The 26556-nt window shown below is 56.7% G+C and carries 24 protein-coding genes; 17 read left to right on the forward strand and 7 right to left on the reverse strand.

Annotated elements, in window-relative coordinates; all coding sequences use genetic code 11:
- Positions 1-26: 26 nt before the first annotated feature.
- Positions 27-1427 carry a UDP-N-acetylmuramoyl-L-alanine--D-glutamate ligase gene (gene murD, locus MWU61_RS02700; protein ID WP_247127202.1) on the forward strand — a complete coding sequence of 467 codons (1401 nt, stop codon included), beginning with the start codon at positions 27-29 and terminating at the stop codon, positions 1425-1427.
- Here murD and MWU61_RS02705 read toward each other — a convergent pair.
- Both MWU61_RS02705 and MWU61_RS02710 read right to left on the reverse strand, forming a co-directional pair.
- Positions 1424-2086 (reverse strand): hypothetical protein, encoded by a 663-nt coding sequence (locus MWU61_RS02705; RefSeq protein ID WP_247126596.1) that lies wholly within the window; start codon positions 2084-2086, stop codon positions 1424-1426. The two genes, murD and MWU61_RS02705, sit on opposite strands and share 4 nt — an antisense overlap.
- Entirely contained in the window at positions 2083-3267 is a 1185-nt protein-coding gene (locus tag MWU61_RS02710; protein WP_247126598.1) for an NAD(P)/FAD-dependent oxidoreductase, read from the reverse strand. Before MWU61_RS02710 ends, MWU61_RS02705 begins: the two co-directional genes overlap by 4 nt.
- A 192-nt stretch (positions 3268-3459) precedes the next feature.
- Between MWU61_RS02710 and ftsW the strand changes: the two genes are divergently transcribed.
- The 16 genes from ftsW (at position 3460) to MWU61_RS02790 (ending at position 21207) form a co-directional block, all read left to right on the forward strand.
- Positions 3460-4626: a putative lipid II flippase FtsW gene (gene ftsW / locus MWU61_RS02715; RefSeq protein WP_247126600.1), complete on the forward strand. Its 1167-nt coding sequence runs from the start codon at positions 3460-3462 to the stop codon at positions 4624-4626.
- Positions 4626-5723: a UDP-N-acetylglucosamine--N-acetylmuramyl-(pentapeptide) pyrophosphoryl-undecaprenol N-acetylglucosamine transferase gene (locus MWU61_RS02720; RefSeq protein WP_247126601.1), complete on the forward strand. Its 1098-nt coding sequence runs from the start codon at positions 4626-4628 to the stop codon at positions 5721-5723. The genes ftsW and MWU61_RS02720 overlap by 1 nt, the downstream gene beginning before the upstream one ends.
- A 23-nt stretch (positions 5724-5746) precedes the next feature.
- Complete coding sequence (murC, locus tag MWU61_RS02725) at positions 5747-7144, forward strand: UDP-N-acetylmuramate--L-alanine ligase (RefSeq protein ID WP_247127203.1); 1398 nt, start codon at positions 5747-5749, stop codon at positions 7142-7144.
- Between the two features lie 7 nt (positions 7145-7151).
- Positions 7152-8642 (forward strand): hypothetical protein, encoded by a 1491-nt coding sequence (locus MWU61_RS02730; protein WP_247126603.1) that lies wholly within the window; start codon positions 7152-7154, stop codon positions 8640-8642.
- Positions 8639-8893, forward strand: a complete 255-nt coding sequence (locus MWU61_RS02735) for a DUF2484 family protein (RefSeq protein WP_247126605.1) — start codon at positions 8639-8641, stop codon at positions 8891-8893. The genes MWU61_RS02730 and MWU61_RS02735 overlap by 4 nt, the downstream gene beginning before the upstream one ends.
- The gene (locus MWU61_RS02740; protein WP_247126607.1) at positions 8890-9141 is read left to right on the forward strand and encodes a DUF2484 family protein; all 252 of its coding nucleotides are present in this window, start codon (positions 8890-8892) and stop codon (positions 9139-9141) included. Before MWU61_RS02735 ends, MWU61_RS02740 begins: the two co-directional genes overlap by 4 nt.
- 6 nt (positions 9142-9147) lie before the next feature.
- The gene (locus tag MWU61_RS02745; protein WP_247126609.1) at positions 9148-9444 is read left to right on the forward strand and encodes a UDP-N-acetylmuramate--alanine ligase; all 297 of its coding nucleotides are present in this window, start codon (positions 9148-9150) and stop codon (positions 9442-9444) included.
- Between the two features lie 2 nt (positions 9445-9446).
- A complete protein-coding gene (murB, locus tag MWU61_RS02750) occupies positions 9447-10376 on the forward strand; it encodes a UDP-N-acetylmuramate dehydrogenase (protein ID WP_247126610.1) in 930 nt (309 codons plus the stop codon).
- A gap of 69 nt (positions 10377-10445) precedes the next feature.
- On the forward strand, positions 10446-11372 hold the full coding sequence (locus MWU61_RS02755) for a D-alanine--D-alanine ligase (protein ID WP_247126612.1): 927 nt from the start codon (positions 10446-10448) through the stop codon (positions 11370-11372).
- On the forward strand, positions 11360-12268 hold the full coding sequence (locus MWU61_RS02760; protein ID WP_247126613.1) for a cell division protein FtsQ/DivIB: 909 nt from the start codon (positions 11360-11362) through the stop codon (positions 12266-12268). The genes MWU61_RS02755 and MWU61_RS02760 overlap by 13 nt, the downstream gene beginning before the upstream one ends.
- 6 nt (positions 12269-12274) lie before the next feature.
- Positions 12275-13606 carry a cell division protein FtsA gene (gene ftsA, locus MWU61_RS02765; protein ID WP_247126615.1) on the forward strand — a complete coding sequence of 444 codons (1332 nt, stop codon included), beginning with the start codon at positions 12275-12277 and terminating at the stop codon, positions 13604-13606.
- Between the two features lie 352 nt (positions 13607-13958).
- The gene (gene ftsZ, locus MWU61_RS02770) at positions 13959-15554 is read left to right on the forward strand and encodes a cell division protein FtsZ (protein ID WP_247126617.1); all 1596 of its coding nucleotides are present in this window, start codon (positions 13959-13961) and stop codon (positions 15552-15554) included.
- Positions 15555-15786: 232 nt separating this feature from the next.
- Positions 15787-16707, forward strand: coding sequence for a UDP-3-O-acyl-N-acetylglucosamine deacetylase (gene lpxC, locus MWU61_RS02775; RefSeq protein WP_247126618.1), 921 nt, complete (start codon positions 15787-15789; stop codon positions 16705-16707).
- A gap of 193 nt (positions 16708-16900) precedes the next feature.
- Positions 16901-17755, forward strand: a complete 855-nt coding sequence (locus MWU61_RS02780) for an outer membrane protein assembly factor BamD (protein WP_247126620.1) — start codon at positions 16901-16903, stop codon at positions 17753-17755.
- Between the two features lie 24 nt (positions 17756-17779).
- On the forward strand, positions 17780-19441 hold the full coding sequence (gene recN / locus MWU61_RS02785; RefSeq protein ID WP_247126622.1) for a DNA repair protein RecN: 1662 nt from the start codon (positions 17780-17782) through the stop codon (positions 19439-19441).
- A 131-nt stretch (positions 19442-19572) separates the two neighbouring features.
- Complete coding sequence (locus MWU61_RS02790; protein ID WP_247127204.1) at positions 19573-21207, forward strand: chloride channel protein; 1635 nt, start codon at positions 19573-19575, stop codon at positions 21205-21207.
- A 99-nt stretch (positions 21208-21306) separates the two neighbouring features.
- On the opposite strand, the gene MWU61_RS02795 is transcribed toward MWU61_RS02790, so the two are convergent.
- The 5 genes from MWU61_RS02795 to MWU61_RS02815 form a co-directional block, all read right to left on the reverse strand.
- Positions 21307-21648, reverse strand: a complete 342-nt coding sequence (locus MWU61_RS02795; RefSeq protein WP_247126623.1) for a DUF427 domain-containing protein — start codon at positions 21646-21648, stop codon at positions 21307-21309.
- A gap of 57 nt (positions 21649-21705) precedes the next feature.
- Complete coding sequence (locus tag MWU61_RS02800; protein ID WP_247126625.1) at positions 21706-23508, reverse strand: aminopeptidase P family protein; 1803 nt, start codon at positions 23506-23508, stop codon at positions 21706-21708.
- A gap of 80 nt (positions 23509-23588) precedes the next feature.
- Positions 23589-25469 (reverse strand): cobaltochelatase subunit CobT, encoded by a 1881-nt coding sequence (gene cobT / locus MWU61_RS02805; protein WP_247126627.1) that lies wholly within the window; start codon positions 25467-25469, stop codon positions 23589-23591.
- Between the two features lie 84 nt (positions 25470-25553).
- On the reverse strand, positions 25554-25916 hold the full coding sequence (locus MWU61_RS02810) for a hypothetical protein (RefSeq protein ID WP_247126629.1): 363 nt from the start codon (positions 25914-25916) through the stop codon (positions 25554-25556).
- 140 nt (positions 25917-26056) lie between these two features.
- Positions 26057-26419 carry a hypothetical protein gene (locus MWU61_RS02815; RefSeq protein ID WP_247126631.1) on the reverse strand — a complete coding sequence of 121 codons (363 nt, stop codon included), beginning with the start codon at positions 26417-26419 and terminating at the stop codon, positions 26057-26059.
- Positions 26420-26556: the final 137 nt, after the last annotated feature.

Genomic DNA, 26556 nt, shown 5'->3' on the forward strand with positions numbered 1-26556 from the left:
TTTTGGACAAAGTTGAAGGGCGTCATATGATTCCAGTGCAGGGGTATCGCGGTCAGAAGGTCGCTGTTTTGGGCCTTGGCCGGTCTGGCAAAGCAGCCGCATTGGCATTGCGCGAAGGCGGGGCGGTTCCGGTCGTTTGGGACGACGGGCAACCTGCACGTGAAGCCGCGACCGACGAAGGTTTCGACGTCTTGGATTTGACCAAAGCGGGGGCGTTCGACGGCATTGCGGCGTTGATCGTCAGCCCCGGAATTGCCCACCTTTACCCAAAACCACATCCGGTGATTGCTGCTGCATGGGATGCGGGCGTACCCGTGGACAATGACATCGGCCTGTTCTTCCGGTCCTTTGCGACGTCCGATTGGGCCAGTTTCGACACTGCACCGCGCGTCATTGCGATTACGGGATCAAACGGGAAATCCACGACCTCTGCGTTGGTGCATCATATCCTGACCGAAAACGGGCGTGCGGCCCAATTGGCCGGTAATATTGGCCGTGGGGTGCTGGACATTGATCCGCCGTTGGACGGGGACATCGTGGTGCTGGAACTGTCGTCTTATCAGACTGATCTGGCTCGTGCGCTGACGCCTGACATTGCAATCCTGACGAACCTCAGCCCCGACCATCTGGATCGTCACGCAGGTCCCGGTGGGTATTTCGCTGCCAAACGGCGCCTGTTTGCCGAAGGTGGTCCGGACCGCGCCGTGATTGGCGTCGATGAGGACGAAGGACGCTATCTGGCCAATCAGTTGGTCGATAGCCTTGCTGATGATCGGGTGATCAGGGTGTCGTCTGGCCGTAAGCTTGATCAGGGTGGCTGGACTGTCTTTGCGAAGAAGGGGTTCCTGTCAGAATACCGCAAGGGCCGCCAAGTCGGGTCTATTGATCTGCGCGGAATTGCCGGATTGCCCGGTGCGCATAACCATCAGAACGCCTGCGCGGCTTATGCTGCGTGTCGGTCGATCGGGCTGGGTCCGAAAGGGATCGAGGCCGCGATGCGGACGTATCCGGGGCTGCCGCACCGATCACAGGTAATCGCGACGTCCGGCGGGGTGACGTATGTGAACGACAGTAAGGCCACGAATGTGGATAGTGCGGCCAAAGCCTTGGCTGCGTTTCCGAAGGTGCGTTGGATCTGCGGTGGATTGCAGAAAGAAGGCGGGCTTGAGGCGTTACACAGCGCGTTGGATCACGTCGTGAAGGCATACGTCATTGGTCGCGAAGCGGACGCGTTTGCCCGTGATTTGCCTGGTGTAGAGGCGGCGATTTGCACAACGATGGAAGCGGCTGTCGCCGCGGCTGTTGCTGATGCAGAGGACGGCGAAGTGGTCCTGCTTGCGCCTGCTGCTGCGTCGTTTGATCAATACGATAATTTCGAGCAGCGCGGCGATGATTTCGCGGCACAAGTCCAAGCTGCGTTGGGCTAATTTGACCGGTAGGTTGCAATGGTGTCTGCGGCCGCGCCTGACTGTACCGCCTGTTTGTGCGTCACCCCAAGCAGCACGGTGATTGTCTTCACTTTGGCCAGTTTTGCGATCGAAAGCCTGTGGAAGCCTTGGTTTCCGAAGATCAGCTTCCCGTCGCGATCCATATGGACGACGATACAATCATGCAGCCGCGCGGTCTTATTAAGCGCATCGGGCAATGCGCCGTTGCGTTTGGTTTTTTCCCACAGGTCGTCAAGTCTGGCATAGCGTGCGACGAGGTCTGCGCGGGTAAAGCAATCATCGTATTTACGTTGGTCCGCGATACGTTTCACCCCATAGTCGATGATATTGGTATCTTCCCAAGACTGCCCGCCTATGAAGTGTTTTTTGCAGGCTTTGAATTTGACGGATCGCACGAACGGGCGTTGCGCGATGTCCCAATCACCGTCTTTGATTTGCCCGGTGCGCCAGTGGGGCAGGCGCAGACCGTCGTTGGCCGCTGCGTGGTATCTAAGCTGTAGCATTTTGGGCGGGATATCTAAGCGTACCGCAGGTCCGGGCGCATTTTGACCGAAGCGCAGCGTATTCGACAGGCGAAGTAATCCGCTAAGGCGCGACAAGTAGCTTAGCGCCCTGAGATGGTTGTCAGACTGCGTCATGTCGGCGTGCTTCTGATTGCTTGCCCCGCTGCCCAACCCGATGACCATGCCCATTGGAAGTTGTAGCCGCCGAGCCAGCCTGTGACGTCGACCGCTTCGCCGATGAAATACAGGCCGGGGATGGATTTGGCTTCCATGGTTTTGGACGATAGGCCGTCGGTGTTGACGCCGCCGAGCGTGACTTCGGCTGTGCGGTAGCCTTCTGAACCCGATGGCAGGAGCGGCCAAGCCGATAGTGCGTCACAGATGGCTTGCAGTCGTGCGTCGCTTTGATCCGCGATGTTGCCGGTCAGGTTCATGTCGTCCTTGAGGAAATCAATCAAGCGGGCGGGCAAGTGCATCGACAGGATGTTTGTCAGAGCCTTCTTACCAGACGTTTCCCGTGCCCCGCGCAGCTTGTCGAAGAGATCGGCGGCGGGGATGACGTTGACGGTGATTGGATCACCTTCGTGCCAATAGCTGGACGCTTGCAGGATCGCGGGGCCGGATAGGCCGCGGTGGGTAAAGAGCAGCGCTTCGTCAAAGCTGGTGCCGTTTGCCGTGACGCGGGCAGGGGTGGCGACACCGGCGAGCGGTTTGAATTTGTCGTCGCTGAAGGTCAGCGGCACGAGGCCGGGGCGCGGGGTGATTACATCAAGCCCGAAGTGATCAGCGATTTGATAGGCGAGGCCGGTTGCGCCCATTTTAGGGATCGACTTGCCGCCCGTGGCGACGACCAGATTGGTCGCGGTGATCTGCGTGTCGCGCCCGTCGCGTGTCAGGGTCGCCGCGAAGTGCGTGCCATCGTGGGCGATGTTGCTGATCCCGGTGTTCAGCCAAAGCTGCGCATCCGCTTTGTCCATTTCGGACCGCAGCATGGCGACGATGTCTTTTGCAGTTTCGTCGCAGAATAATTGACCGAGCGTTTTTTCATGCCACGCGATGCCGTAGTCCGACACCAGATTGATGAAATCCCACTGCGTGTAACGTTTGAGCGCGGATTTGGCGAAATGGGGGTTCTGACTGAGGAATTGCGCGTGTGTCGTGCCCATGTTGGTGAAATTGCAGCGTCCACCGCCGGAAATGCGGATCTTTTCGCCCGGTGCTTTGGCATGGTCGATGATCACGACGCCCGGACCCGCATGAGCGGCGGCCATCATACCTGCGGCACCTGCGCCAAGGATGAGAGTTTGGATATGCATGGACGTGTGGGTGGCCTGAAATTTGAACTAGTGCAAGAGGCAGGCCGCAAAGTTGCGCTATAGCAGAAGATGAAAGCGGGTGCCGCACCAGTAAAAGTCGTTATTTTTAGTGGTAAGACGCGTTTTTTCGCGCTAAGGTCGCAGAATATAGATCCGCAAAAGCGGGCAAAGAGGCAGTGAGAGCGGTGATCCATGACGGAAATGGTCTATGGCACGGTCCCGGTACGTACCGGTGACCCTATTCTTCCACGTTGGTGGCGTACGATTGATCGATGGACGATGTCCTGCATTCTGATCCTGTTCGGGATTGGTCTCATGCTGGGTCTTGCGTCTTCGCCGCCATTGGCTGCGAAAAACGGGCTAGAGCCGTTTCATTACGTGACGCGTCAGGCCGTTTTCGGCGGTGTGGCGATGATGGTGATGGTCGGCGTGTCGATGATGCCGCCGCAGCTGGTGCGTCGTTGGGCCGTTATTGGATTTGCCTGCGCGTTTGTGGCGCTGGCTTTGCTGCCTGTACTGGGCACAGATTTTGGCAAAGGCGCTGTACGTTGGTATTCGCTGGGGTTTGCGTCAGTTCAACCGTCCGAATTTTTGAAGCCGGGGTTTGTTGTTGTGGCCGCTTGGATGTTGGCCGCTGGACAGGCTGTTGGTGGCCCGCCGGGTAAGTCGTATTCCTTTGCGCTGACCGTTGTCATTTGTACGTTCTTGGCGTTGCAGCCGGATTTCGGCCAAGCCTGTTTGGTCTTGTTTTCATGGGGCGTGATGTATTTCGTGGGCGGTGCCCCGATGATGCTGTTGCTAGTTTTGGCCGGTGTTGTTGTGCTTGTGGGCACGTTTTCTTACGCTAATTCAGAACACTTTGCCCGTCGGATTGACGGGTTTTTGTCGCCAGATGTCGACCCGACAACGCAGCTTGGCTACGCGACAAACGCGATCCGCGAGGGTGGGTTTTTCGGCGTGGGTGTTGGTGAAGGCCAAGTGAAATGGTCGCTGCCGGATGCGCATACCGACTTCATTATTGCCGTTGCCGCCGAGGAATATGGCCTTGTCTGCGTCATCGCGATCATTGCGCTTTATGCCACGATTGTGGTCCGGTCGCTGACCCGTCTGATGAAAGAACGTGATCCGTTTATTCGTTTGGCTGGGACCGGTTTGGCCTGTGCATTTGGCGTGCAGGCGATGATCAACATGGGCGTTGCTGTCCGGTTGTTGCCTGCGAAGGGCATGACGTTGCCGTTTGTATCCTACGGTGGGTCATCGTTGATCGCTGGCGGGATAGCGGTTGGCATGTTGTTGGCGTTTACGCGGTCGCGTCCGCAGGGTGAATTGGCCGATGTGCTTGGACGGAGGCTTGGATAATGCCTGCACCTTTATTGATTATCGCGGCGGGTGGCACGGGCGGACATATGTTCCCGGCTCAAGCGTTGGCCGAAGCGATGCTGGCGAAAGGTTGGCGGGTCCGTCTGTCGACCGACGCACGCGGTGCCCGCTACACCGGCGGTTTTCCGGACGCGGTTGAAGTATCGGTCGTAGGGTCTGCGACCTTTGCCCGTGGTGGGATTGCAGCGAAATTGGCGGTGCCGTTTCGTATTCTTGGCGGCGCGTTCTCAGCAATTGGTCGGATGATCAAGGATCGCCCGGTCGTGGTTGTGGGCTTTGGCGGGTATCCTGCGATCCCTGCGATGACCGCTGCGTGGGTGCTGCGCATTCCGCGGATGATCCATGAACAAAACGGTGTTCTGGGTCGTGTGAACCAGTTGTTTGCGAAACGTGTTGATCAGATTGCTTGCGGGACGTGGCCGACTGAATTGCCTGACGGTGTTGAGGGTATTCATACGGGCAACCCTGTGCGGTCCGCGATTTTGGATCGTGCGGGCGCACCTTATATTCCCCCCGGTGATTACCCGATGTCGATTGTGGTCATGGGCGGATCGCAAGGTGCGCGCATCCTGTCGGACGTTGTGCCGCCTGCGATTGCGAACTTACCGATGGAAATGCGCCGCAATATTCGCGTGTCCCAGCAGGCCCGCGAAGAAGACCTTGAACGGGTGACGGATTTCTACGCGGCCGAAGGTATCAAAGCCGATGTGCAGACGTTTTTCACGGATGTGCCGGAACGGCTGGCTGATGCGCAGTTGGTGATTGCACGCTCTGGCGCCTCTACCGTGGCGGATGTCAGCATCGTTGGCCGCCCTGCGATTTGGGTGCCGCTGGCTGTCGCGATCCGCAATGAACAGGAAGCGAATGCGCGCGAGCTGGTCAATGCGGGCGCTGCTGTGATGATGAAAGAGGGCGTGTTTGAAGTCGACGCGCTGTCCGCCGAGATTGCCAAAATCTTGGGTGACACGGACGCCGCATTGCAGATGTCGCGCGCCGCATTGGCTTGCGCTGTACCTGACGCGACAAACCGCCTTGAAACTTTGGTTGAAACGCTGGCAAACGGCCCGCAAGCTTAACGAATAGAAAGACCCGTGCGATGATGAAATCTGCCACAAAACTGCCTCTTGATATTGGTCCGATCCACTTTGTGGGGATTGGTGGCATTGGGATGTCGGGTATCGCCGAAGTGTTGATTGAACACGGATATACCGTGCAGGGGTCTGACCTGAAGGCCACGAAGATTACGGATCGTCTGGCCAAACTTGGGGCCACAATTTTTGTAGGGCAGAAGGCCGAGAACCTTGAAGGCGCAGAGGTCATTGTGATTTCAAGCGCGATTAAGCCGGGGAACCCTGAACTGGATACAGCCCGTGCCAAAGGTCTGCCTGTTGTGCGGCGTGCGGAAATGTTGGCTGAGCTGATGCGGCTGAAATCGAATATCGCGGTTGCTGGGACGCACGGGAAGACGACGACGACGACGATGGTTGCGGCTTTGCTGGATGAGGGCGGGATTGATCCGACTGTCATCAACGGCGGCATCATCCACGCCTACGATTCCAACGCGCGTATGGGCCAAGGCGAATGGATGGTGGTTGAGGCGGACGAGAGCGACGGCACGTTTAACCGTCTGCCTGCGACGATTGCTATTGTGACCAACATCGACCCCGAACATATGGAACATTGGGGTACGATCGAGAACCTGCGTCAGGGTTTTATTGATTTCACGTCGAATATTCCGTTTTACGGGCTGGCGGTGTGCTGCACCGATCACCCTGAAGTGCAATCGCTGGTGGGCAAAATCCGCGACCGCCGTGTGACGACGTTCGGGTTTAACGCCCAAGCTGACGTCCGGGCGATGAACCTGACCTATAAGGCGGGCGTGGCGCATTTCGATATTGCGCTGCAGGCCGAGGATATCGTGATCGAAGGCTGCGAATTGCCGATGCCGGGGGATCATAACGTGTCGAACGCGTTGTCCGCTGTCGCGGTGGCGCGGCATTTAGGCATGACGGCGGAGGCGATCAAGGCGGCGCTCAAGGGCTTTGGTGGCGTGAACCGCCGCTTTACGAAAGTTGGCGAAGTGGATGGTGTCACGATCATCGACGACTACGGCCACCATCCGGTCGAGATTGCTGCGGTGCTGAAAGCCGCCCGCCAAGCGACCGAAGGCCGCGTGATCGCGGTGCACCAACCACACCGTTACACGCGTCTGCACCACCATTTCGCGGAGTTCTGCGCCTGTTTTAATGATGCGGATGTGGTTGGGATCGCTGATATTTTTGCGGCGGGCGAAGAACCCATCGAAGGGGCAGGCCGCGACGATCTGGTGCACGGGCTGATCGCGCACGGGCACCGCCACGCGCGGGCTGTGGAAAGCGAAGACGACCTGATGCGGCTGGTGAAGGAACAAGCACGTCCGGGTGATATGGTTGTCTGCCTCGGGGCGGGTACGATTTCGGCTTGGGCGAACGGGCTGCCTGCGCGGTTGAAAGGGTAAATAGGGCGTGCGGGTAGACGACATTGTAGATGGCGAGACTTTTGAGTCCTATTTTGAAACATTAAATAGTGCCCAAAGATTTTTATACTTTCGTAATGTTGCCTTGTTCGTACTCGTCTCGGAGACTCCCTTGATTCTCAGGGACATGCTCTCAATTCAGAGCCGTCCTGCTTCAAAATTCAAGATTTTGCCGACTTTGGCCTCGGTTCTTCTCTCGGTTGTTGCTTCTTCGTCTAAAGGCAAAAGTTTTAATCAATATGACTATTCGGCTTTTCTTGAAGCCTCTCTGGATGAAGTGGAGAGCGGAGAGAACATTATTTCGCCGGCGTTCTTTGAAGGACAAGCGCGCTTGATGGAGGTCTGTTGCAGCAGCGTTATCGCAAATTCAACGATAGATTCTGGCATTTCACTTGTCGCCCAAGCCGGAACTTCTCAGTTTGATCCATCAGTTTGGAAATCAATCAAGCAGGCTATCGAGTTGTCTATCCAAAACAGAGAACTTGATGGGGAAGCGTTTGAGCTAAATGGGTATGCGGAAGTAGAATGGAGTGACGTGAAATCTGCTTTGGCTGCCGATCAACAGATCGATTGGTCTTTTTGGATCGCTTGGTATGAACGTTTGTTGGTTGGCAAAGACATTTACGTCGAGTTGCTTAGTTCAGTCTTGAGTGAAGTGAGGGAAACGGACTGGCTAGATCATCCGGGTGCGGTGAATGCACGGTTTGAGACGGTGTTGGCCGCGTATCAGGCGGATGATATTCGCGCGATTGTCACAGCTACGCCAATCGCTGCTAATGTTGTCTACGAAAACGAAACCCTGCAACTGCGCCCGACGGACCAAATTGCAGACAGTCAATTAAGCGTTGTTCTAAATCAGATAGAAGATGCGACGCGCATTTTCGACGGCGGGTCATTCGGGACGAACAGTTTTCCTTTGAATAGGGAAATCGAGATTCTCAACAGTGCGCTGAGCCGTTATCGAAGTCGGCCGGTTGAACTGTTGAAAACAGTCACGCGTGTTTGCAAACGTCTTGATGTAAAGATCGAGAATGGAGAATGTCCGTCTATCGAGAAAGATGCTGACATAGCCGATTTTCGTGAAGTCTTAATCGATGTTCAGCTCGATCTCATAGCGTTCAATCCGGATGTCAAAGCGTATCACTATGCGAAGAAGCGGGACGTTGATGAACAGGCTGCTCCGTCAATTGCCGAAGCCGCAAGAGAAGTCAGCGCGTCGGCGGATAGTGCCTTTGCAACGGCTTTGAGCGAGGCGGCGTTTACCTTGCTTGATCCGACTGTCGACGATTTCGCACGTCAAGCGGCGCAATACTGGATCATCGGTTCGGTGACGCGAAGCTACAAGGCCGCTAAAATGGTCGTTGACGAGGCGGCGGATGTTACAAAGAAAGCCGCGACAATAAGTGCCGGCGTGGCGTGGTTGTTAAGCCCGCAATTCCGAATGTTCATAGATGACGTCATCAAGTTGGTAGCGCCATGACCCTTTCCGCCATCATCGCTTGTCTTTGGGTCATTGCTTCCGCTGTTGTGGCCTTTTTACCGATGAAAAATCAGTACTTTCCGGGTATCGTGTTACTCATCGCTGCCCCGTTGATCATTGTCTGGCTGGGGTATGATTATGGCTGGTGGGTTGCTCTGATTGGTTTGTTCGGGTTTGTTTCGATGTTTCGAAACCCGCTTATTTACATCTATCGTCGCCTGCGCGGCGAAAATCCGGAGGTTCCGAAATGACGTTATCTGTTGTCTGTGCCTTGCTCTGGTTGGTTGTTGCGAATGTGTTGGGGATGATGCCGTCCAAGGATAATCATTGGCGTCGCGCCTATCTGTTGATTGCCCTTGGTGTGCCGCTTTTGGGCTGGGTCACGATTGAAAACGGCCCGTGGTTGGCGCTTGTGTTTTTGGCCGCTGGCATGTCTGTATTGCGGTGGCCCGTGCTGTATCTGGGTCGCTGGGTCCGGACCCAGTTTGCGAAAGATTAAGTTTTTATGGCCAACGTCCTTGTTCTTCTTTTGATGACCGCAGCGGGGTTGATCCCGTTTTTTGCGGCTGCTGCATGGATGAAGGCGGGCAAGGTCGGTTACACGATGACGTTGTTTGCCATTCTCGCGGCCTGTCTTGCGATTTCGGTGCAGGCATCGACCAGATTGATGGGCGTTGATCCGATCAAAGCCATTGGTGCTGCGTTGTTGGTGTTTTTGCCCGCCACGATTGGCTGTGCGGTTGGCGCTCTGCTTGGATGGATGATAGAGCGGCGGCGCGTGAAGAAGTTTCAAGGAAAATAACCATGTTTGATCTGCCTGAGGTGCGCGGGACCCTGACCATGGATCGTGCGTTGGATAGCCTGACGTGGATGCGTGTTGGCGGGCCTGCTGATGTGCTGTTTCAGCCTGCGGATGTGGATGATTTGGCGGATTTTCTTGCCGCGTTGGACCCGAGCGTGCCTGTGTTTACGATGGGCGTGGGGTCGAACCTGATTGTCCGCGATGGTGGTATTCGTGGCGTCGTGATCCGCATGGGGCGCGGATTTAACGGGATCGAGATTGGTGATCAGGTTGTTGCGGGTGCCGCTGCATTGGATGCGCATGTGGCGCGCAAAGCTGCCGCTGAGGGCCTTGATTTGACGTTCCTGCGCACGATTCCGGGGACGATTGGGGGCGCTGTGCGGATGAACGCCGGGTGTTACGGCACTTATATGGCCGACGTGTTGGACCATGTGGATGTGATTTATCGCGATGGATCGCGTGGCGTTTTGCAGGCGGCCGAACTGGATTTGCAGTATCGGCAAAGCACGCTGCCCGAGGGCGCAGTGATTGTCAGTGCGACGCTGACCCCGCCGAAGGGGGATGCGGCGACGTTGGAACAGCGGATGACGGATCAGCTGGCAAAGCGGGATGAGACCCAACCGACAAAGGATCGCACCGCCGGGTCCACATTCCGCAATCCGGCTGGGTTTTCATCCACGGGGCAGGCGGATGACAGCCACGAATTGAAGGCGTGGAAGGTGATTGACGACGCAGGAATGCGCGGTGCGACCGTTGGCGGCGCTGTGATGAACACGATGCATTCCAACTTTTTGACCAATGCGGGAGGTGCCACGGCGGCTGACCTTGAAGAATTGGGCGAAGAGGTGCGGAAAAGGGTTTACGCAGACTCTGGCATCACGTTACAATGGGAAATCAAACGGGTCGGCGAAAAGGCATCGTCAGGCGCGTAGATAATCAGGTCCGAAAACGGACCAACTATAAACGATGGGGCGCAAAGTCCCACGAAAGAGGCGGTGGGTATGTCGAGCAGGGCAAACCCGAAAGTTGTTGTTTTGATGGGCGGACCATCGGCGGAGCGTGACGTGTCGCTCTCAACCGGTCGTGAATGTGCAGCAGCTTTGCGGGTATCAGGATGTGACGTGATCGAAGTGGACGCGGGCGAAAACCCGAGTGCGGCTTTGGCTGTTCAGCTGCAAGATATTGCACCCGACGCTGTCTTTAACGCATTGCATGGCCGTTGGGGCGAAGATGGCTGTATTCAAGGGATGCTGGAATGGCTTCGCATTCCTTACACGCATTCTGGTGTTTTTGCGTCCGCGTTGACGATGGACAAGCAGCGCACCAAAGAAGTTTACGCCGCCAACGATTTGCCTTTCATGAAGTCCGTGATCGCCAGCCGCGAAGACGTTGAAGCCGCTCACGTGATGGAGCCGCCTTACGTGGTGAAGCCTTTCAACGAAGGGTCGTCTGTCGGTATTTATATTGTCGGCGAAAACCCGAATGGTCCCCCGCAGCTTGCCCGCGATATGCCGGATCAGGTGATGGTGGAAACATATGCGCCGGGTCGCGAATTGACGACTGCCGTGATGGGTGATCGCGCTTTGACCGTGACAGACATTATTACGGACGGTTGGTACGACTATCACGCCAAATATGCAGACGGCGGGTCACGCCATGTGATCCCCGCAGAGATCCCGCAAGAGATTTTCGATGCCTGTATGGCCTACGCCCTGCGTGCCCATCAGGTGCTTGGTTGTCGTGGCTTGTCCCGCACGGATTTCCGGTGGGATGAAAGCCGCGGTTTGGACGGGTTGATCCTGCTCGAAACCAACACGCAGCCCGGTATGACCCCGACGTCGCTGGCCCCTGAGCAAGCTGACAAGATGGGGATTTCTTTCCCTGATCTGTGCCGCTGGCTGGTGGAGGATGCGTCATGCGATCGTTGATCTTCAAGCACCCGCTCGAACGTAAAGCAGCAGCGCAGCCGAAGTTACGCGCGCCACGTGATCCGGCCCCGTCGAAATGGCACTACCGCTATCAGCGCTGGATGTTGACGCCAGGTGTGCGGACGGCGGTGCGTGTGGGGACGCCTTTGGCGTTGATCGCGATTATCGCGACGCTGTGGGTGTCGAACGACAATAACCGCGCGATGGTTGCCGAAAAATATGCTCAGGTGAAGGCAAGCCTGCAGCAACGTCCCGAATTTGTTATGACTGATTTCAACGTGATCGGTGCTGATCCGCAGACGACCGCTGATATCGAAGGCATTTTGCCTGTCGAATTTCCGGTGTCCTCGTTTGATCTGGACATGGAAGAGCTGCGCGAAACGGTTGAGCAGCTTTATGCGATTAAGTCGGCCCGTGTGCGTGTCGGTGAAAACGGTTTGTTGGATGTTGATGTCACGCCGCGTGTGCCTGTCGCTGTTTGGCGGGACCGCAATACGCTGCGTCTGATTGATGCCGATGGAATTATCGCGGGCATTATCGAAGAACGCGCTGAACGCCGTGATCTGCCATTGATCGCGGGCGATGGTGCATTTGAAAACATCGACGAAGCGCTGACGCTATTCCAGACCGCTGGACCGATCCGCGAACGTGTGCGCGGTCTTGTGCGGATGGGCGAACGGCGCTGGGATCTGGTGTTGGATCGGGGGCAACGCCTGCTGTTGCCTGACGAAAACCCGATCACGGCGCTGGACCGGATGATTGTATTGAACGAAGCGCAAGACATGCTCGACCGGGACGTCGCGGTGGTCGATATGCGCAATCCAAAAAGAGCTGTCCTAAGAATGACAGCCGAGGCAGCAAATGCTTACCGCAGAGTAAGCGATACGGGGAACTAAGGGCAGATGCGGGATTTATACGAAAGCCAACGGGCCATGCGGAATATGCGCAAGGCGGCGATGCAACGGGGTGTGGTTGCCATTTTGGACGTGGGGACGTCCAAGATTGCATGCCTTGTGTTGCGCTTTGACGAAGCCAAACCGCTTGAAGCGGATGGTATCGGATCAATGGCGGGGCAGTCGTCCTTCCGTGTGATCGGGGCTGCGACGACACGGTCGCGCGGTGTCCGTTTTGGTGAAGTTGACGCGATGCAGGAAACCGAACGTGCGATCCGCACGGCGGTGAATGCAGCGCAAAAGATGGCGCAGGTCCGTGTGGATCACGTGATCGCCTGTCTGTCCGGTGCGCGTCCGCGGTCATATGGCCTTGATGGAGCGCTTGATCTTGAGGGCGGCATGGTCACCGAGCAGGACATCGCGCAGGTCATGGCGTCTTGTGATGTGCCGGATTACGGCGATGACCGCGAAGTGCTGCATGCTCAACCTGTGAATTTTGCGTTGGATCACCGGTCTGGCATGGCTGATCCGCGTGGGCTTGTCGGGAATACCCTGACGACTGATATGCATATGCTGACTGTGGACGCGGTGGCTGTGCAGAACATTTTCTTCTGTATCAAACGCTGCGATCTGGAACTGGCTGGTCTTGCGTCATCTGCTTACGTGTCCGGTATGTCGTCGCTGGTTGAGGACGAACAAGAGCTGGGTGCGGCGTGTATTGACATGGGGGGCGGGGCCACTGGCATTTCCGTCTTTATGCGCAAGCACATGATTTATACGGATGCGGTCCGGATGGGCGGCAATCATATCACGTCTGATATTTCGATGGGCCTTCAGGTGCCATTGGCGACGGCTGAGCGGATCAAGACATTCTACGGTGGCGTGATGGCGACTGGCATGGATGATCGTGAGATGATCGAGATCGGTGGGAATACTGGCGATTGGGAACATGACCGTCGGACTGTAAGCCGCGCCGAGTTGATCGGGATCATGCGCCCGCGTGTCGAAGAAATTCTGGAAGAAGTACATGTCCGTTTGGATGCCGCAGGGTTTGAACACCTACCGTCACAGAAGATCGTGTTGACCGGCGGGGCGAGCCAGATTCCGGGGCTTGATGGTCTCGCATCGAAGATTTTGGGGAGCCAAGTGCGTCTTGGTCGGCCATTGCGTGTGCAGGGTCTTCCGCAGGCAGCGACGGGTCCGGCATTTGCGGCTGCAGTGGGCATGACATTGTTCGCGGCGAACCCGCAAGACGAATGGTGGGACTTTGAAATTCCAGCGGATCGCTATCCGTCCCGGTCGTTCCGGCGCGCGGTGAAGTGGTTCAAAGACAACTGGTAGGTTGATTTGCTGCATTGCGTCGGATTCGGTGAATCCTACAGGTGTTAATGTATGCATTGCCTAGGTGTTGGCGCTACATATGGCGCTACACCGAGTCTGATAGGGTCTAGATGTGGTGTTCCGCTTGTGCGGGCACTGTTGTCGTGCGCCTACATGTTGGGGTGTGGCGCGCTGATTTTTCAATATCTGGGATTTTCGGCGCGATCTCGCCGAAACCAAAGTAGATTTACCTATATTTTGTGGCTATTTCACGTTTTTTAGGTGACGTCATGGCGCTCTGGGTTTAGGATCGGCGTAATTATGCGACGACTGCCCGGTGGGACGGGCCCAAAAAAACAGGCGGACAGGAACCATGACATTGAATCTTTCGATTCCCGGACAGGACGAACTTAAACCACGTATCACCGTGTTTGGTGTGGGTGGGGCAGGCGGCAACGCCGTGAACAACATGATCGAGCAAGAGCTTGATGGTGTCGAATTTGTCGTGGCCAACACTGACGCGCAGGCATTGCAGCAATCCCGCTCTGAAGCGAAAATTCAGATGGGCATCAAAGTGACTGAAGGTCTGGGTGCTGGTGCACGCGCGACTGTTGGTGCTGCTGCCGCTGAAGAAAGCATCGAACAGATCGTTGATCACCTTGCTGGCGCGCACATGTGCTTCATCACTGCCGGTATGGGCGGTGGTACAGGTACTGGTGCTGCTCCGATTATTGCACAGGCTGCCCGCGAAATGGGTGTTCTGACTGTTGGTGTTGTGACGAAGCCGTTCCAGTTCGAAGGCGGCAAGCGCATGAAACAAGCGGATGAAGGCATCGAAGCCCTTCAGAAGGTTGTCGACACGCTGATCATCATTCCAAACCAAAACCTGTTCCGCCTCGCGAATGAAAACACAACTTTCACCGAAGCGTTTTCGCTTGCGGATGATGTGTTGTACCAAGGTGTGAAGGGTGTGACTGACCTGATGGTCCGTCCGGGCTTGATCAACCTCGATTTTGCTGACGTTCGCGCCGTAATGGACGAAATGGGCAAAGCGATGATGGGTACAGGCGAAGCAGAGGGTGAAAACCGCGCTGTTGAAGCTGCTGAAAAGGCGATCGCGAACCCGCTGCTCGACGAGATTTCACTCGAAGGTGCAAAAGGTGTTCTGATCAACATCACTGGTTCTTACGACCTGACATTGTTCGAACTGGACGAAGCCGCGAACAAAATCCGCGAAAAGGTCGATCCAGAAGCAAACATCATTGTTGGTTCCACTCTGGACACAGCGATGGAAGGCAAAATGCGCGTGTCCGTTGTGGCCACTGGCATTGACGCGATTGCACGTCACATGGAAACACCTGTGCCGCGCCGGTCTATGTCCCAGCCTTTGACACAAGCACCTGCTGTTGAAGAAGCGGCACGTGCGCCAGCACCTGTTGCTGCACCAGCGCCAGTTGCTGCTGCACCAGTCGCGGCCGTTGCAGCAGAACCTGCCCCACAGCCAGAGCAGCGCACAATGTTCGAACAGCCAGCAGCTGAAGCAGCCCCAACATTCGCGCCACGTCGCGAAGCAGTGGCTGACGATCTGCCACCGCCTGCGTACCAGCCTGCACCAGAGCCGACATTGGAAGCACCTGAAGAATTCGTAGCACCACGTGCTGCAGCGGGTACACCAACACCGGAAGCAATGGCGCGTCTGCAAGCCGCAGTTGGCCGTGCCCCAACAGGTCAAGTTGAACGCCCTGCAGCAGCGGGTCCTGTGCCAACAGCCGCTTCCGCAGATGCTGGTGAAGAGAAGCGTGGCTTCGGTATCAATTCACTGATCAACCGCATGACAGGTGCCGCTGCTGAGCCGCAACAATCTGCCCGTCGTGCGCCAGAAGTGACTGCAATTCACGACGAAGCAGACGTTGATCCAGACCAAGAACGCATCGAGATTCCAGCGTTCCTGCGTCGTCAGGCGAACTAAGAATACGACATATTCTGTGATGTGGGCGTCTTGACGCCCCGTCACGATCACGAACGAAGGCCACCCTCGGGTGGTCTTTTTCGTTTTAAATCAGTGCTTTGTTGGCGTTTCTGTCCTTGTGCTGCAATGCGGCGTGATCATGTTTCAGTCCGTCGCAATTGGTGAATTGAGATGCGGGCCTTGTCACCCTACTTTGCAGGTTAACGAAACATGTCTAATCCGCTGAGGCCCTGTGCAAGCAACGTTGAAATCATCTGTGACCTTTGAAGGGGTTGGCCTGCATGCAGGACAGACCGCCAAGATGGTTGTCCGCCCCGCATTGGCCGGAAGCGGAATCACGTTTCGCCGGATGGATATCTTGGGTGAAGCAGGACGTTTGCCTGCGCGTTGGGACATGGTGGAAGTGTCGCCGTTGAACACGCGTCTGCGTAATACGCATGGTACGACGATTTCGACAATTGAACATGTGATGGCAGCATTGGCCGGCTGTGGTATCCACAACGCCTTTATCGAACTGAATGGCCCTGAAGTGCCGATCATGGACGGGTCGGCCGCGATGTTTGTCCGTGGTTTCGTGGATGCGGGGGTTGTTCATTTTGATGCGCCAATGCGCGCGATTGAGATTCTGGATACAGTCACGGTTGAAGAAGGCGACGCCTTTGCGACGCTGTCTCCTGCGACGTCACTTCAGATTGCGTTCGATATTGCCTTTCCGGATGCGGCCATCGGGACGCAGCGCAAAACGCTGAACATGGCAAACGGTGCTTTTGTGCGCGAACTTTGCGATAGCCGGACGTTCTGCCGCGCATCGGATGTGGACACGATGCGGGCCAATGGGTTGGCGCTTGGCGGCACCATGGAAAATGCGGTCGTCGTTGACGGCGATCAAGTGCTTTCTCCGGGTGGCCTGCGCCACGCTGATGAAGCCGTGCGTCACAAAATGCTGGACGCTTTGGGTGATCTTTACACAGCCGGCGCGCCGATCTTGGGCCGCTACACCGGCCACAAGGCAGGGCACGCTTTGACGAACAAGTTGCTGCGCGCGCTTTTTGCGCAGCCGAAGGCATGGCGCTGGGTCAATGTTGACCACACAATCGCTGCGCGTTTGCCCGGTGTTGGTGTGTCACATGCCGATCTGGACGCTGTCGCTTAACTTCTTTTGGTCTTAAATATCTCGGGGGTATGGGGGCTGGCCCCCATGTTCTTGCGTATCCTCACGCGATGGATGCGCGGAAGTGACCGCAGGGTCTGTAAAAGGCATTTTGCACCCCAAATTTTTCTGTTAGACCTCTTCGGAAATGGGGCAAAACCCCTTTGAGCAGAAGTTGCGTTGCACGAGGACATCTATGTCAGGCATTTCCAAACCAAATGGGCGCAAAGCCCGCCGCTTGGGCCCTGTACTGGCGCTTGGACTTTTGGCAAGCTGCGGCTTGTTGGATCAAGAAACGCCGGTTGAGCTTGAAAACCTGACTGCGCAGCAGATTTTTGCGATGGGCGAGCTGGAGCTGGAAAAGGGCAAAGCGGACGAAGCGGCCAATATTTTTGGTGAAATCGAACGCCTGTATCCGTATTCTGGGTTCGCCCAGCGTGCGCTGATCATGCAGGCGTTTGCGTTCCATAAGAACCAAGATTACCCGAACAGCCGCGCCAGCGCCCAACGCTACATTGATTTTTATCCTGTCGAAGAAGATGCGGCTTACGCGCATTATCTTCTCGCGTTGTCTTACTACGATCAAATCGACGACATTGGCCGCGATCAAGGGCTGACCTTTCAGGCGTTGCAAGCTTTGCGCGTTGTGATCGAACAATATCCGGGGACGGAATATGCGTCTGCGGCCATCCCGAAATTCGATCTCGCGTTCAGCCATTTGGCCGCGAAGGAAATGGAAATTGGGCGTTACTATCTGAAACGCAACAATTACGCCGCAGCTGTGAACCGGTTCCGTATCGTGGTTGAGGACTTCCAGACCACACCGCACACACCCGAAGCGTTGCATCGCTTGGTTGAATCGTATTTGTCGCTTGGCCTGACTGCCGAAGCCCAGACGGCTGGTGCGATCTTGGGTCACAATTACCAATCAACTGAATGGTATCAGGACAGTTTCGCATTGCTGACGGGGCAGGGCCTAGAGGCGCGGTCGGTGGGTGACAATTGGTTGTCGTCAATCTACCGCCAAGTGCTGCTTGGCGAATGGCTCTGATCTTTCACGGAAGGCGCGTTTAGGATGCTGCGCGGCTTAGACATACGCGACATGTTGATCATCGACCGGTTGGAACTCGTGTTCCAGCCCGGTTTGAATGTGCTGACGGGCGAAACCGGTGCTGGTAAGTCTATCCTGCTGGATTCATTGGGCTTTGTGTTGGGGTGGCGTGGTCGTGCTGAACTTGTGCGTGCTGGCGCGGATCAGGGTGAAGTGACCGCCGTTTTCGATCTGCCAATGGGCCACACCGGACGCGATGTTCTGGCTGAAGCAGGGATCGAAGTTGAAGACGGCGAGGTTATTCTGCGCCGGATCAACACACGCGACGGCCGCAAAACCGCGTGGATTAATGACCGTCGTGTCAGTGGTGAGGTGTTGCGCAATCTGTCCGAAACGCTGGTGGAACTGCATGGACAGCATGATGATCGCGGGCTGTTGAACCCGCGCGGTCATCGGTTGATGCTGGACGAATACGCAGACCTTGATGCAGACATCACGAAGGCTCGCGCCGCGTGGAAAGCGCTGGCTGAGGCGCAAAAACGCCTAAGCGCGACACACGCCCGCATCGCCGAAGCAAAGGCCGAAGAAGAGTATCTGCGTCACGCTGTGGCTGAATTGGACGCTCTTGATCCGCAAGCGGGGGAAGAGGCCACGTTAGATACCCAGCGCCGCCTGATGCAAGCTGCTGAAAAGATCAGGGCCGATATCGCGAAGGCTGGCGATGCATTGGGACTGTCCGGCGCGGAAGGCATGGTGAACGACGCGAACCGCTGGTTGATTGGTGCCGCTGACAAGGCTGACGGGCGTCTGGATGATCCGTTGGCTGCGATTGAACGGGCGGTTCTGGCGCTGGATCAGGCCCAGCAAGGCGTTGCATCCTGTTTGGATGCCCTGACGTTTAACCCCGCCGAGTTGGAAGAAGCCGAGGAACGGTTGTTTGCCATTCGCGGTTTGGCCCGTAAGCACAATGTTTTAGCGGATGACCTTGGTCCGTTTGCTGAGGATCTACGCGCACGGTTGGCTGTGCTGGATGGCGGTGCAAAAGACCTTGCGACGTGCGAGGCTGATGTGATGACCGCGCAGGCGGCTTACGATGCGGCGGCGGATCGTTTGACCGCAAAACGCACCAAGGCCGCAAAGGCGCTGGATAAAGCGATGGCTGCCGAATTGGCGCCGCTTAAGATGGAACGCGCCGTTTTTGCGACGATGGTCACACCGACGGACGCGGGTCCAGAAGGCCGCGACAACGTGGCCTTTACGGTTGCGACGAACCCCGGCGCACCTGCTGGTCCATTGAACAAGATCGCATCGGGCGGGGAATTGTCCCGCTTCTTGCTGGCTTTAAAGGTCTGTCTGACCCAAGCGGGCAAAGGCGGTCTGACGATGATCTTTGATGAAATCGACCGTGGTGTTGGTGGGGCGACTGCCGATGCTGTCGGGCGTCGTCTGTCCGAACTGGCAGGCGGTGGTCAGGTGCTTGTGGTGACACATTCCCCGCAGGTCGCAGCTCTTGGTCAGCACCATTGGCGTGTCGAAAAACGGCAGACCAAGAAAGAAACAACATCTACGGTTGTGCCTTTGCTTGATGACGCGCGTATTGATGAAATTGCACGCATGTTATCGGGCGATACTGTGACCGATGCAGCACGCGCCGCTGCCGAAGCCCTGATGGCACCAAGCAGCTAGCAGCCACCCCTTGGACCGCGCCACGTGATCCCGTAGGGTTTTGGTAACGCTGAACTTTGGCTTTGAAAGACCCGACCATGTCGTCGCCTGTTTCCCAGTTTCTGTCCGAAAGTTGGACCAAATGGTGCGGCATGGCCCAGAGCGGTCTCGTCACGATCAAACGTGAAGGACCGTCGCAGGTTCAGTTCTGGTTCATCGCGCTGTTCGTTGGGATTGGGGCAGGTTTTGCAGCGCTCGGGTTTCGGCTTGGCGTCGATTGGCTCCAATCGTTTTTGTATCAGGCGGAAGACGTCAGTCGGCTGCATTCCTTGGCCACGCGGTTGCACTGGATTCACATCATATTGATCCCCGCGTTTGGCGGGTTGTTGGTTGGCCTGATCCTGCATTTCTTCACAGATGACGGTAGATCACGGTCGGTCGCTGACGTGATCGAAGGGGCGGCGCTGAACGAAGGTCGGGTGCAGGTCCGGCGCGGGATTGCGTCCGCCTTGGCCAGTATGGTGACCTTGTCGTCGGGCGGATCCACGGGGCGTGAAGGTCCTGTGGTCCACATGGCTGCGGTGATTTCGACCGTGGTGTGCCGGTTCATTCGCGCCGACGGGATCACAGGCCGTGATTTGTTAGGATGTGCGGTGGCGGCGGCTGTTTCCGCCAGCTTTAACACGCCGATCGCGGGGGCGTTATTCGCGCTGGAAATCGTGCTGCGTCACTTTGCGGTTCACGCCTTTGCGCCAATCGTGATTGCGTCTGTGGCGGGGACAGTCATCAACCGATTGGCTTTTGGGGATGTGACAGAATTTGTGCTGCCTGCCCAAAACGCGCTGAACTTCTATGTTGAATTGCCAGCGTTCTTGTTGCTGGGCCTCATGTGCGGCGGGATTGCAGTTGTGCTGATGCGTGCGATTTTCTGGACAGAGGATTTGGCGAACCATTTCCAGACCCAAACGAAACTGCCCGGCTATTTGCGTCCTGCAATCGCAGGCGTGTTATTGGGCCTGCTGGCCGTCGAATTCCCACAAATTATCGGGGTTGGGTACGAGACGACGACACAGGCGCTTTCGGGCAATCTGACCTTTGGGATGGCGGTGATGATCGCGGTCGTAAAGGTCGTCGCCGTTGCGATCACGATGGGCGGACGCATGGGCGGCGGGGTGTTTTCGCCGGCGCTGATGGTGGGGTCTTTGGCGGGGTTGGCTTTCGGGATCGTCGCGACAAGCATTTTCCCGAACGTGTCCGGTGAAGGATCGCTGTACGCGCTGGCAGGGATGGGGGCCGTGGCGGCCGCTGTGTTGGGTGCGCCGATCTCGACGTCATTGATTGTGTTTGAATTAACAGGTGACTGGCAAACAGGTCTGGCCGTGATGGTGGCTGTGTCCATGTCGACAGCTATTTCGTCCAAACTGGTGGATCGGTCTTTCTTCCTGACACAGCTGGAACGGCGCAACGTGCATCTGGCAGCGGGGCCGCAAGCCTATCTGCTCGCCACCTTCATGGTCGCCAATGTCATGCGCAAAGCTGACAGCCAAGGCAGTGCAGACACCGAAAGTTGCTGGGCACTGATCCGCGAGGGCGTCTATATCGACGGGAATGCGACCTTGGAACAAGCCATGCCAATATTCGAAGCAGGCAATCAGGTCTTCATTCCGGTCGTGACAATTGCAGACGAAGACGCGCCGCCCGAATTGTGGGGGGCGCTGTTCCAAGTTGATGCGCTGAAAGCGATGAACAAAGCACTATCGGCGACGGCGGCGGAAGAACATTCCTAAGACATTCTCGCGCGGCACCCTGCTTCTTTGACGTTCTCTATATCCTCGCCGAAGGCCTGGGATCTGCAAAATCCCAAATCCACGCCGCGATATCAGACCTTAGACCTGTTCAATGGTGACCTTGTCGCCCTGAAAAGCCAGATAGCCCGCGATCTGTTTCGCGCCATCGAGCGGGTTTTCGTAGGTCCAGACCGCGTCGGCAAGCGTGCCGCTTTTCGCTTCAATCGCGAAATACGTGGCCGTGCCTTTATGCGGGCAGACAGTTGTGGTGTCTGATGGCTCGAGGAACGCCATCGCAATGCTGTCGCGCGGAAAATAGATGACGGGATCGTAATCGCCTTCGGTCAGCATAAGCGCAGATGTGGTTTCGCCAAGAACAGCACCTGCGACGCGGACGACCCACGTCCCCTCGGCTGGTGAAATGGTCATTTGATGAGCCATGTGAATAGTCCTTTCAAAATAGTCGGCAGGGCCTCGTCGGGCACTGCTACAATTGCATTATGCGGGGCGGTCTGCAGCAAGTGGGGCGCAGGCCGCTTTTAACCAATCAAGGGCCGGTCCGTCGATCCGATCTGCCAGAAGCCGCAACGTATCAGCATGGTAGCGATCAATCCAGCGACGTTCGTCGGGTGTGAGCGCGCCTGTATCAATCAAGCGGCGATCAAACGGCGCATAGGTCAGTGTTTCAAATGACAACATCGCGCGATCATCGCCGCCCGCGATTTGGGGCGCGTCTTGCACGACAATAAGGTTTTCGATCCGGATACCAAAAGCACCTTCGCGGTAATATCCGGGTTCATTTGATACGATCATGCCCGGCTCAAGCGGGATCGTGCTACGCCGCGATATGCCTTGCGGGCCTTCGTGGACGCTCAGGTAGCTTCCAACACCGTGGCCGGTGCCGTGGTCGTAATCCAAGCCGGCCTGCCAAAGCGGCGTGCGGGCAAGCGCATCCAGATGCGATCCTGCGACACCTTTTGGAAAACGGGCCATTGAAACCGCCACCATGCCGCGCAGAACGCGGGTGTAGCAATCGATGTGATCTTGCGCAGGTGTGCCAACGATCATCGTGCGCGTGATATCGGTGGTGCCGTCTTGGTACTGGCCACCTGAATCGACGAGCAAAAGCTCTGATGGTTTCACCGCACGGTTGGTTTTGTCGCTGACCCGATAATGAACGATGGCTCCGTTCGGACCAGCCCCGGAAATGGTTTCAAACGAAATATCGCGCAGCGCGTTGGTGTCGCGACGAAAACCTTCGAGCGCTTTGACGACGTCAATTTCTGTCAATCCGCCCGCAGGAGATTCGCGATCCAGCCACGCCAGAAAACGGACCATCGCAGCGCCGTCACGCAGATGGGCATCTCGTGACCCTTGGATTTCAACGGCGTTTTTGCGTGCCTTGGGCAGCGCGCATGGATCGGGCTGTTCGACGAGCGGCGCATCGCCAAGCAGTTGTTTGACGGCGTACGGGCAGGACTTGGGGTCAATCTGCACGGCACCGTCAAGCGCCGCGATGACCTTTCCGAAATCGTCCCAAACGTGCAAAATCACATCAGATCCGAGGTGATCTTTGATGCCATCTGCTTTGCCGCTGCGGGCAAACAGGTCGACGGTTCCGTCGGACCGTAGGACCGCAAATGCGTGTGGCACAGGGTTGCGTTCGATGTCAGTGCCACGGATGTTCAAAAGCCACGCGATACTGTCCGGCAAGGTCAGGATGCAGGCGTCTGCCTTTAGCGTTTGGGCTACACGCGCCCGTTTCGCGGCGTGACTTTCGCCAGCAAAATTATCGGGATGGGCGGTGAACGGGGCCATCGGTGGGGCAGGTTGGTCCGCCCAGATTTGATCCACCGGATTTGCAATTGGTCGCGGTGTGATGTCCGTGCCGTCCAATGCGTCCCGTAGTGCCGCGATTTCAGTCATCGTGTGCAACCACGGATCAAACCCAATCACGGCAGATCCAGACAGGTTGTCCTTCAACCAGTTGGCTAATTGGATTTCCGGCCAGTGGACTGGTGTGAAAACATCGGCCACCTGATCCTGGACTTGCAAACGATACCGGCCATCAATGAAAACACCCGCCACATCAGGCAAAACGGCACAGAAACCCGCAGACCCAGTAAAACCGGTCAACCATTCCAGACGTGCGTCACGCGGGGCCACATATTCGCCTTGGTGCGCATCGGCGCGCGGCACCAAAACCCCGTCAACACCAAACGCGGGCAAGGCTGCCCGTAACGCCGCAAGCCGTGCGAGCCCCTGTTCCGGCGTCGATGATGCTTCAAAAGTCTGAAACATGGGGCGGTCCTTATCTTCTTTTGGTCTGAAATATCTCGGGGGTTTGGGGGCTGGCCCCCAATTTCTTTCGCAAAGAACGACTACCCCGCTTTGCGCATCCCCATGACACGGGCGCGTTTACGCGGGTCAGTGTCGAACAGACTGGCGAGCTGTTCCGTCATAGCACCCGCCAATTGTTCCACATCGGTGATTGTGACCGCGCGTTCGTAGTAACGTGTCACGTCGTGGCCGATGCCGACGGCGATCAATTCGACCGCTTTTTGCTTTTCGACCATCGCAATCACGTCACGTAGGTGTTTTTCCAGATAGTTGGCAGGGTTCACAGACAAGGTGCTGTCATCCACCGGCGCACCATCTGAAATCACCATCAAAATCTTGCGCTGTTCATGACGCGCCAGCATCCGGCGGTGCGCCCATTCCAGCGCTTCACCGTCGATGTTTTCCTTCAACAGCCCTTCTTTCATCATCAGACCAAGGTTCGGCCGCGCACGCCGCCAAGGCGCGTCAGCTTGTTTGTAGATGATGTGGCGCAGGTCGTTCAGGCGTCCGGGCGTGGCAGGGCGTCCGTCGTTCAGCCATTTTTCGCGGGCAAGCCCACCTTTCCAAGCCTTTGTTGTGAAACCAAGAATTTCAACTTTCACTTGGCAGCGTTCCAGCGTCCGCGCCATCACGTCGGCACAGATCGCGGCGATGGAAATCGGGCGGCCGCGCATGGAGCCTGAGTTATCCAGCAGCAGTGTCACGCAGGTATCGCGGAATTCGGTGTCTTTTTCCTGTTTGAACGACAGCGGTGTTGTTGGATTGGCGACAACTCGGGCAAGACGGCCTGCATCAAGCGTGCCTTCCTCAAGGTCGAATTCCCATGACCGGTTTTGCTGGGCTTGCAGACGGCGTTGCAGTTTGTTGGCAAGACGCGACACGGCACCTTTCAGCGGTTCAAGCTGCTGGTCGAGGTATGCGCGCAGACGTTCCAGCTCGATCGGTTCTGCCAGATCTTCGGCCCGAATTTCTTCGTCGTCGGCGTCCGAATAGACGCGGTATTCGGGGTCGGCGGCGGACACCGGCTGCGGGGCAGGCGGTTCAAGCGGCGCTTCGCCGTCGGGCATTTCGGTTTCTTCGCCCATTTCGGCGTCGGCTTGGTCGTCCATCGACACTTCGGCTTGCGACGCGTCTTGTTGGTCTTCCTGCGTCTGCTCTGGCGATGCTTCAGCTTCGTCGCCTTCGCTTTCGTCGTCGCCTGTGCTGTCAGGTTCGTCTTGGTTGTCGTCTGCGCCTTCTTCGGCTTCGTCTTCTTGGTTGTCGTCGATCTGATCGGGGTCGTCGCCCAATTGATCGGCGTAGCCGAGATCGGCAATCATCTGACGTGCGAATTTTGCGAAGGCTTTTTGATCCTCAAGCATATCGGTCAGGTTTTCGAGCGTCCCGCCCGCTTGTTCTTCGATAAATCCGCGCCATTGGTTCATGACGTTGTCCGCGCCTTCAGGCAGGTCACGACCCGTGGCGAGATGCCGGATCAGGTAGCCTGCCGCGACGGATAGGGGCGCAGAGGCTGTGTCTTTGACTTGGTCATAGCCTTTGCGCATCGCTTCATTGCCGATTTTGGCGTCGATGTTGCCTGCGGTGCCGGGCATGTGCTGCGCACCGACAGCTTCGATCCGTGCGGTTTCCATGGCGTCGTAAAGATCGCGGGCCATTTGGCCCTGCGGCATGTAACGCGCCGCGGTTTTCGGGTCGTGGAATTTGTGACGCAGCGCGAATGCGTCTGCCGTGCCGCGTGCCAGCAAAACTTCGTCGCGGGTCATACGCCGCGAGACCTGCGGTAGACGGATCGTTTCCGCCGTTTGTCCTGCAGGATCAACGGAATAGGTGACCGCAAGTTCGGCGTCATTGGCCATGACTTTCGTCGCTTCAGCCAGCGCTTTTTTGAACGGATCAGCTGGGTTGTCGTTTTGTTTGGTCATGGCACAAGACATCCGGATAAGAGTTGTCTTTTGAATATAGGATTTGTGACGCGGATGCCATGGCAGCGTCTTGTAAAATATCGCTTAGTCTGCGGAGGCCGACATCAGCACGCTGGTGCATTCGCGCAGCATCGCTTCGGCCCGCGATAATGCCCAATCAGCGTCGACCGGATCGCGGTTGATCACGGTCCGGCGCAGCAGGCGGGCTTGGGCATGTTTGGCTTCGACCCGCATCAGTAGCACGTCGCGGCCCCGATCTGCGGGCATCACGGCTGTGACAAGATCAATCATTTCAGTGCGGTAGGACTTGGTTTGATCAGCAGAGGCTGTGTCGTGGTTCCACTGGTGTTCCATGGTCGCCGACAATCGGCCTGCGCAGCTTGCAAAGAAATGAAGCTGCTGATCTGCCGTTCCGTTGAAAGCCGCAAGCGGGGTTGCTGTCACCATCACGAGGCATGCTAATCTTTTCAAACCGCCCATAGATGCAGCATTGACCGGCTTTTTGCGCCAGTCAACTGATCAGAAAATAAACTTTTACCAAAGGATAGGTGCGCAAAAGGGGGGCGGTACCCCTTATGGCTGTGCCGTTATTCGTCGTATTCCGGTTCTTCGAAGCTGATCTGCGCTTCCGGAGCAAGGTTGAACGGCTCTGATGCGAGGTCGTGCATCGTGTTCAATTCTGCTGCACCGGCGAGGGTTTGGCCAGCTTCATCAACGAAGGACAAACGCGGGCGGTATGTCTTGCCACCCATTTCAATCTCACCATCGTCAAAGAGGTAAGCCAGTTCCATGACAATGCCTTCGACATTCGCTTTTGCCGCGTCTTCCGGCATGTTGTCGATAAACAATGGCAAAAGGGCATGGGCCATCAAGCTGGCAGACGTAGCGGCCAAGTCGTTGTGGCCGGGTGTGTAACCGTCGGGCAGTTCAGCGCCAATAATCATCTTCATTTTCTGTGCCTCGTTAGATCGTTTGTTAATTTGCAAACGGTCTTAGTCGGAAAAATGGACAATTTTATGGAATGGACGTGTCATCGGAAAAGGTGGGGAAACGCAAAAGGCGGGACACATAGCCCCGCCTTTGAGAA

It is taken from the genome of Loktanella sp. F6476L, from assembly GCF_023015725.1.
In the GTDB taxonomy this organism is placed as follows: Bacteria; Pseudomonadota; Alphaproteobacteria; order Rhodobacterales; family Rhodobacteraceae; genus Yoonia.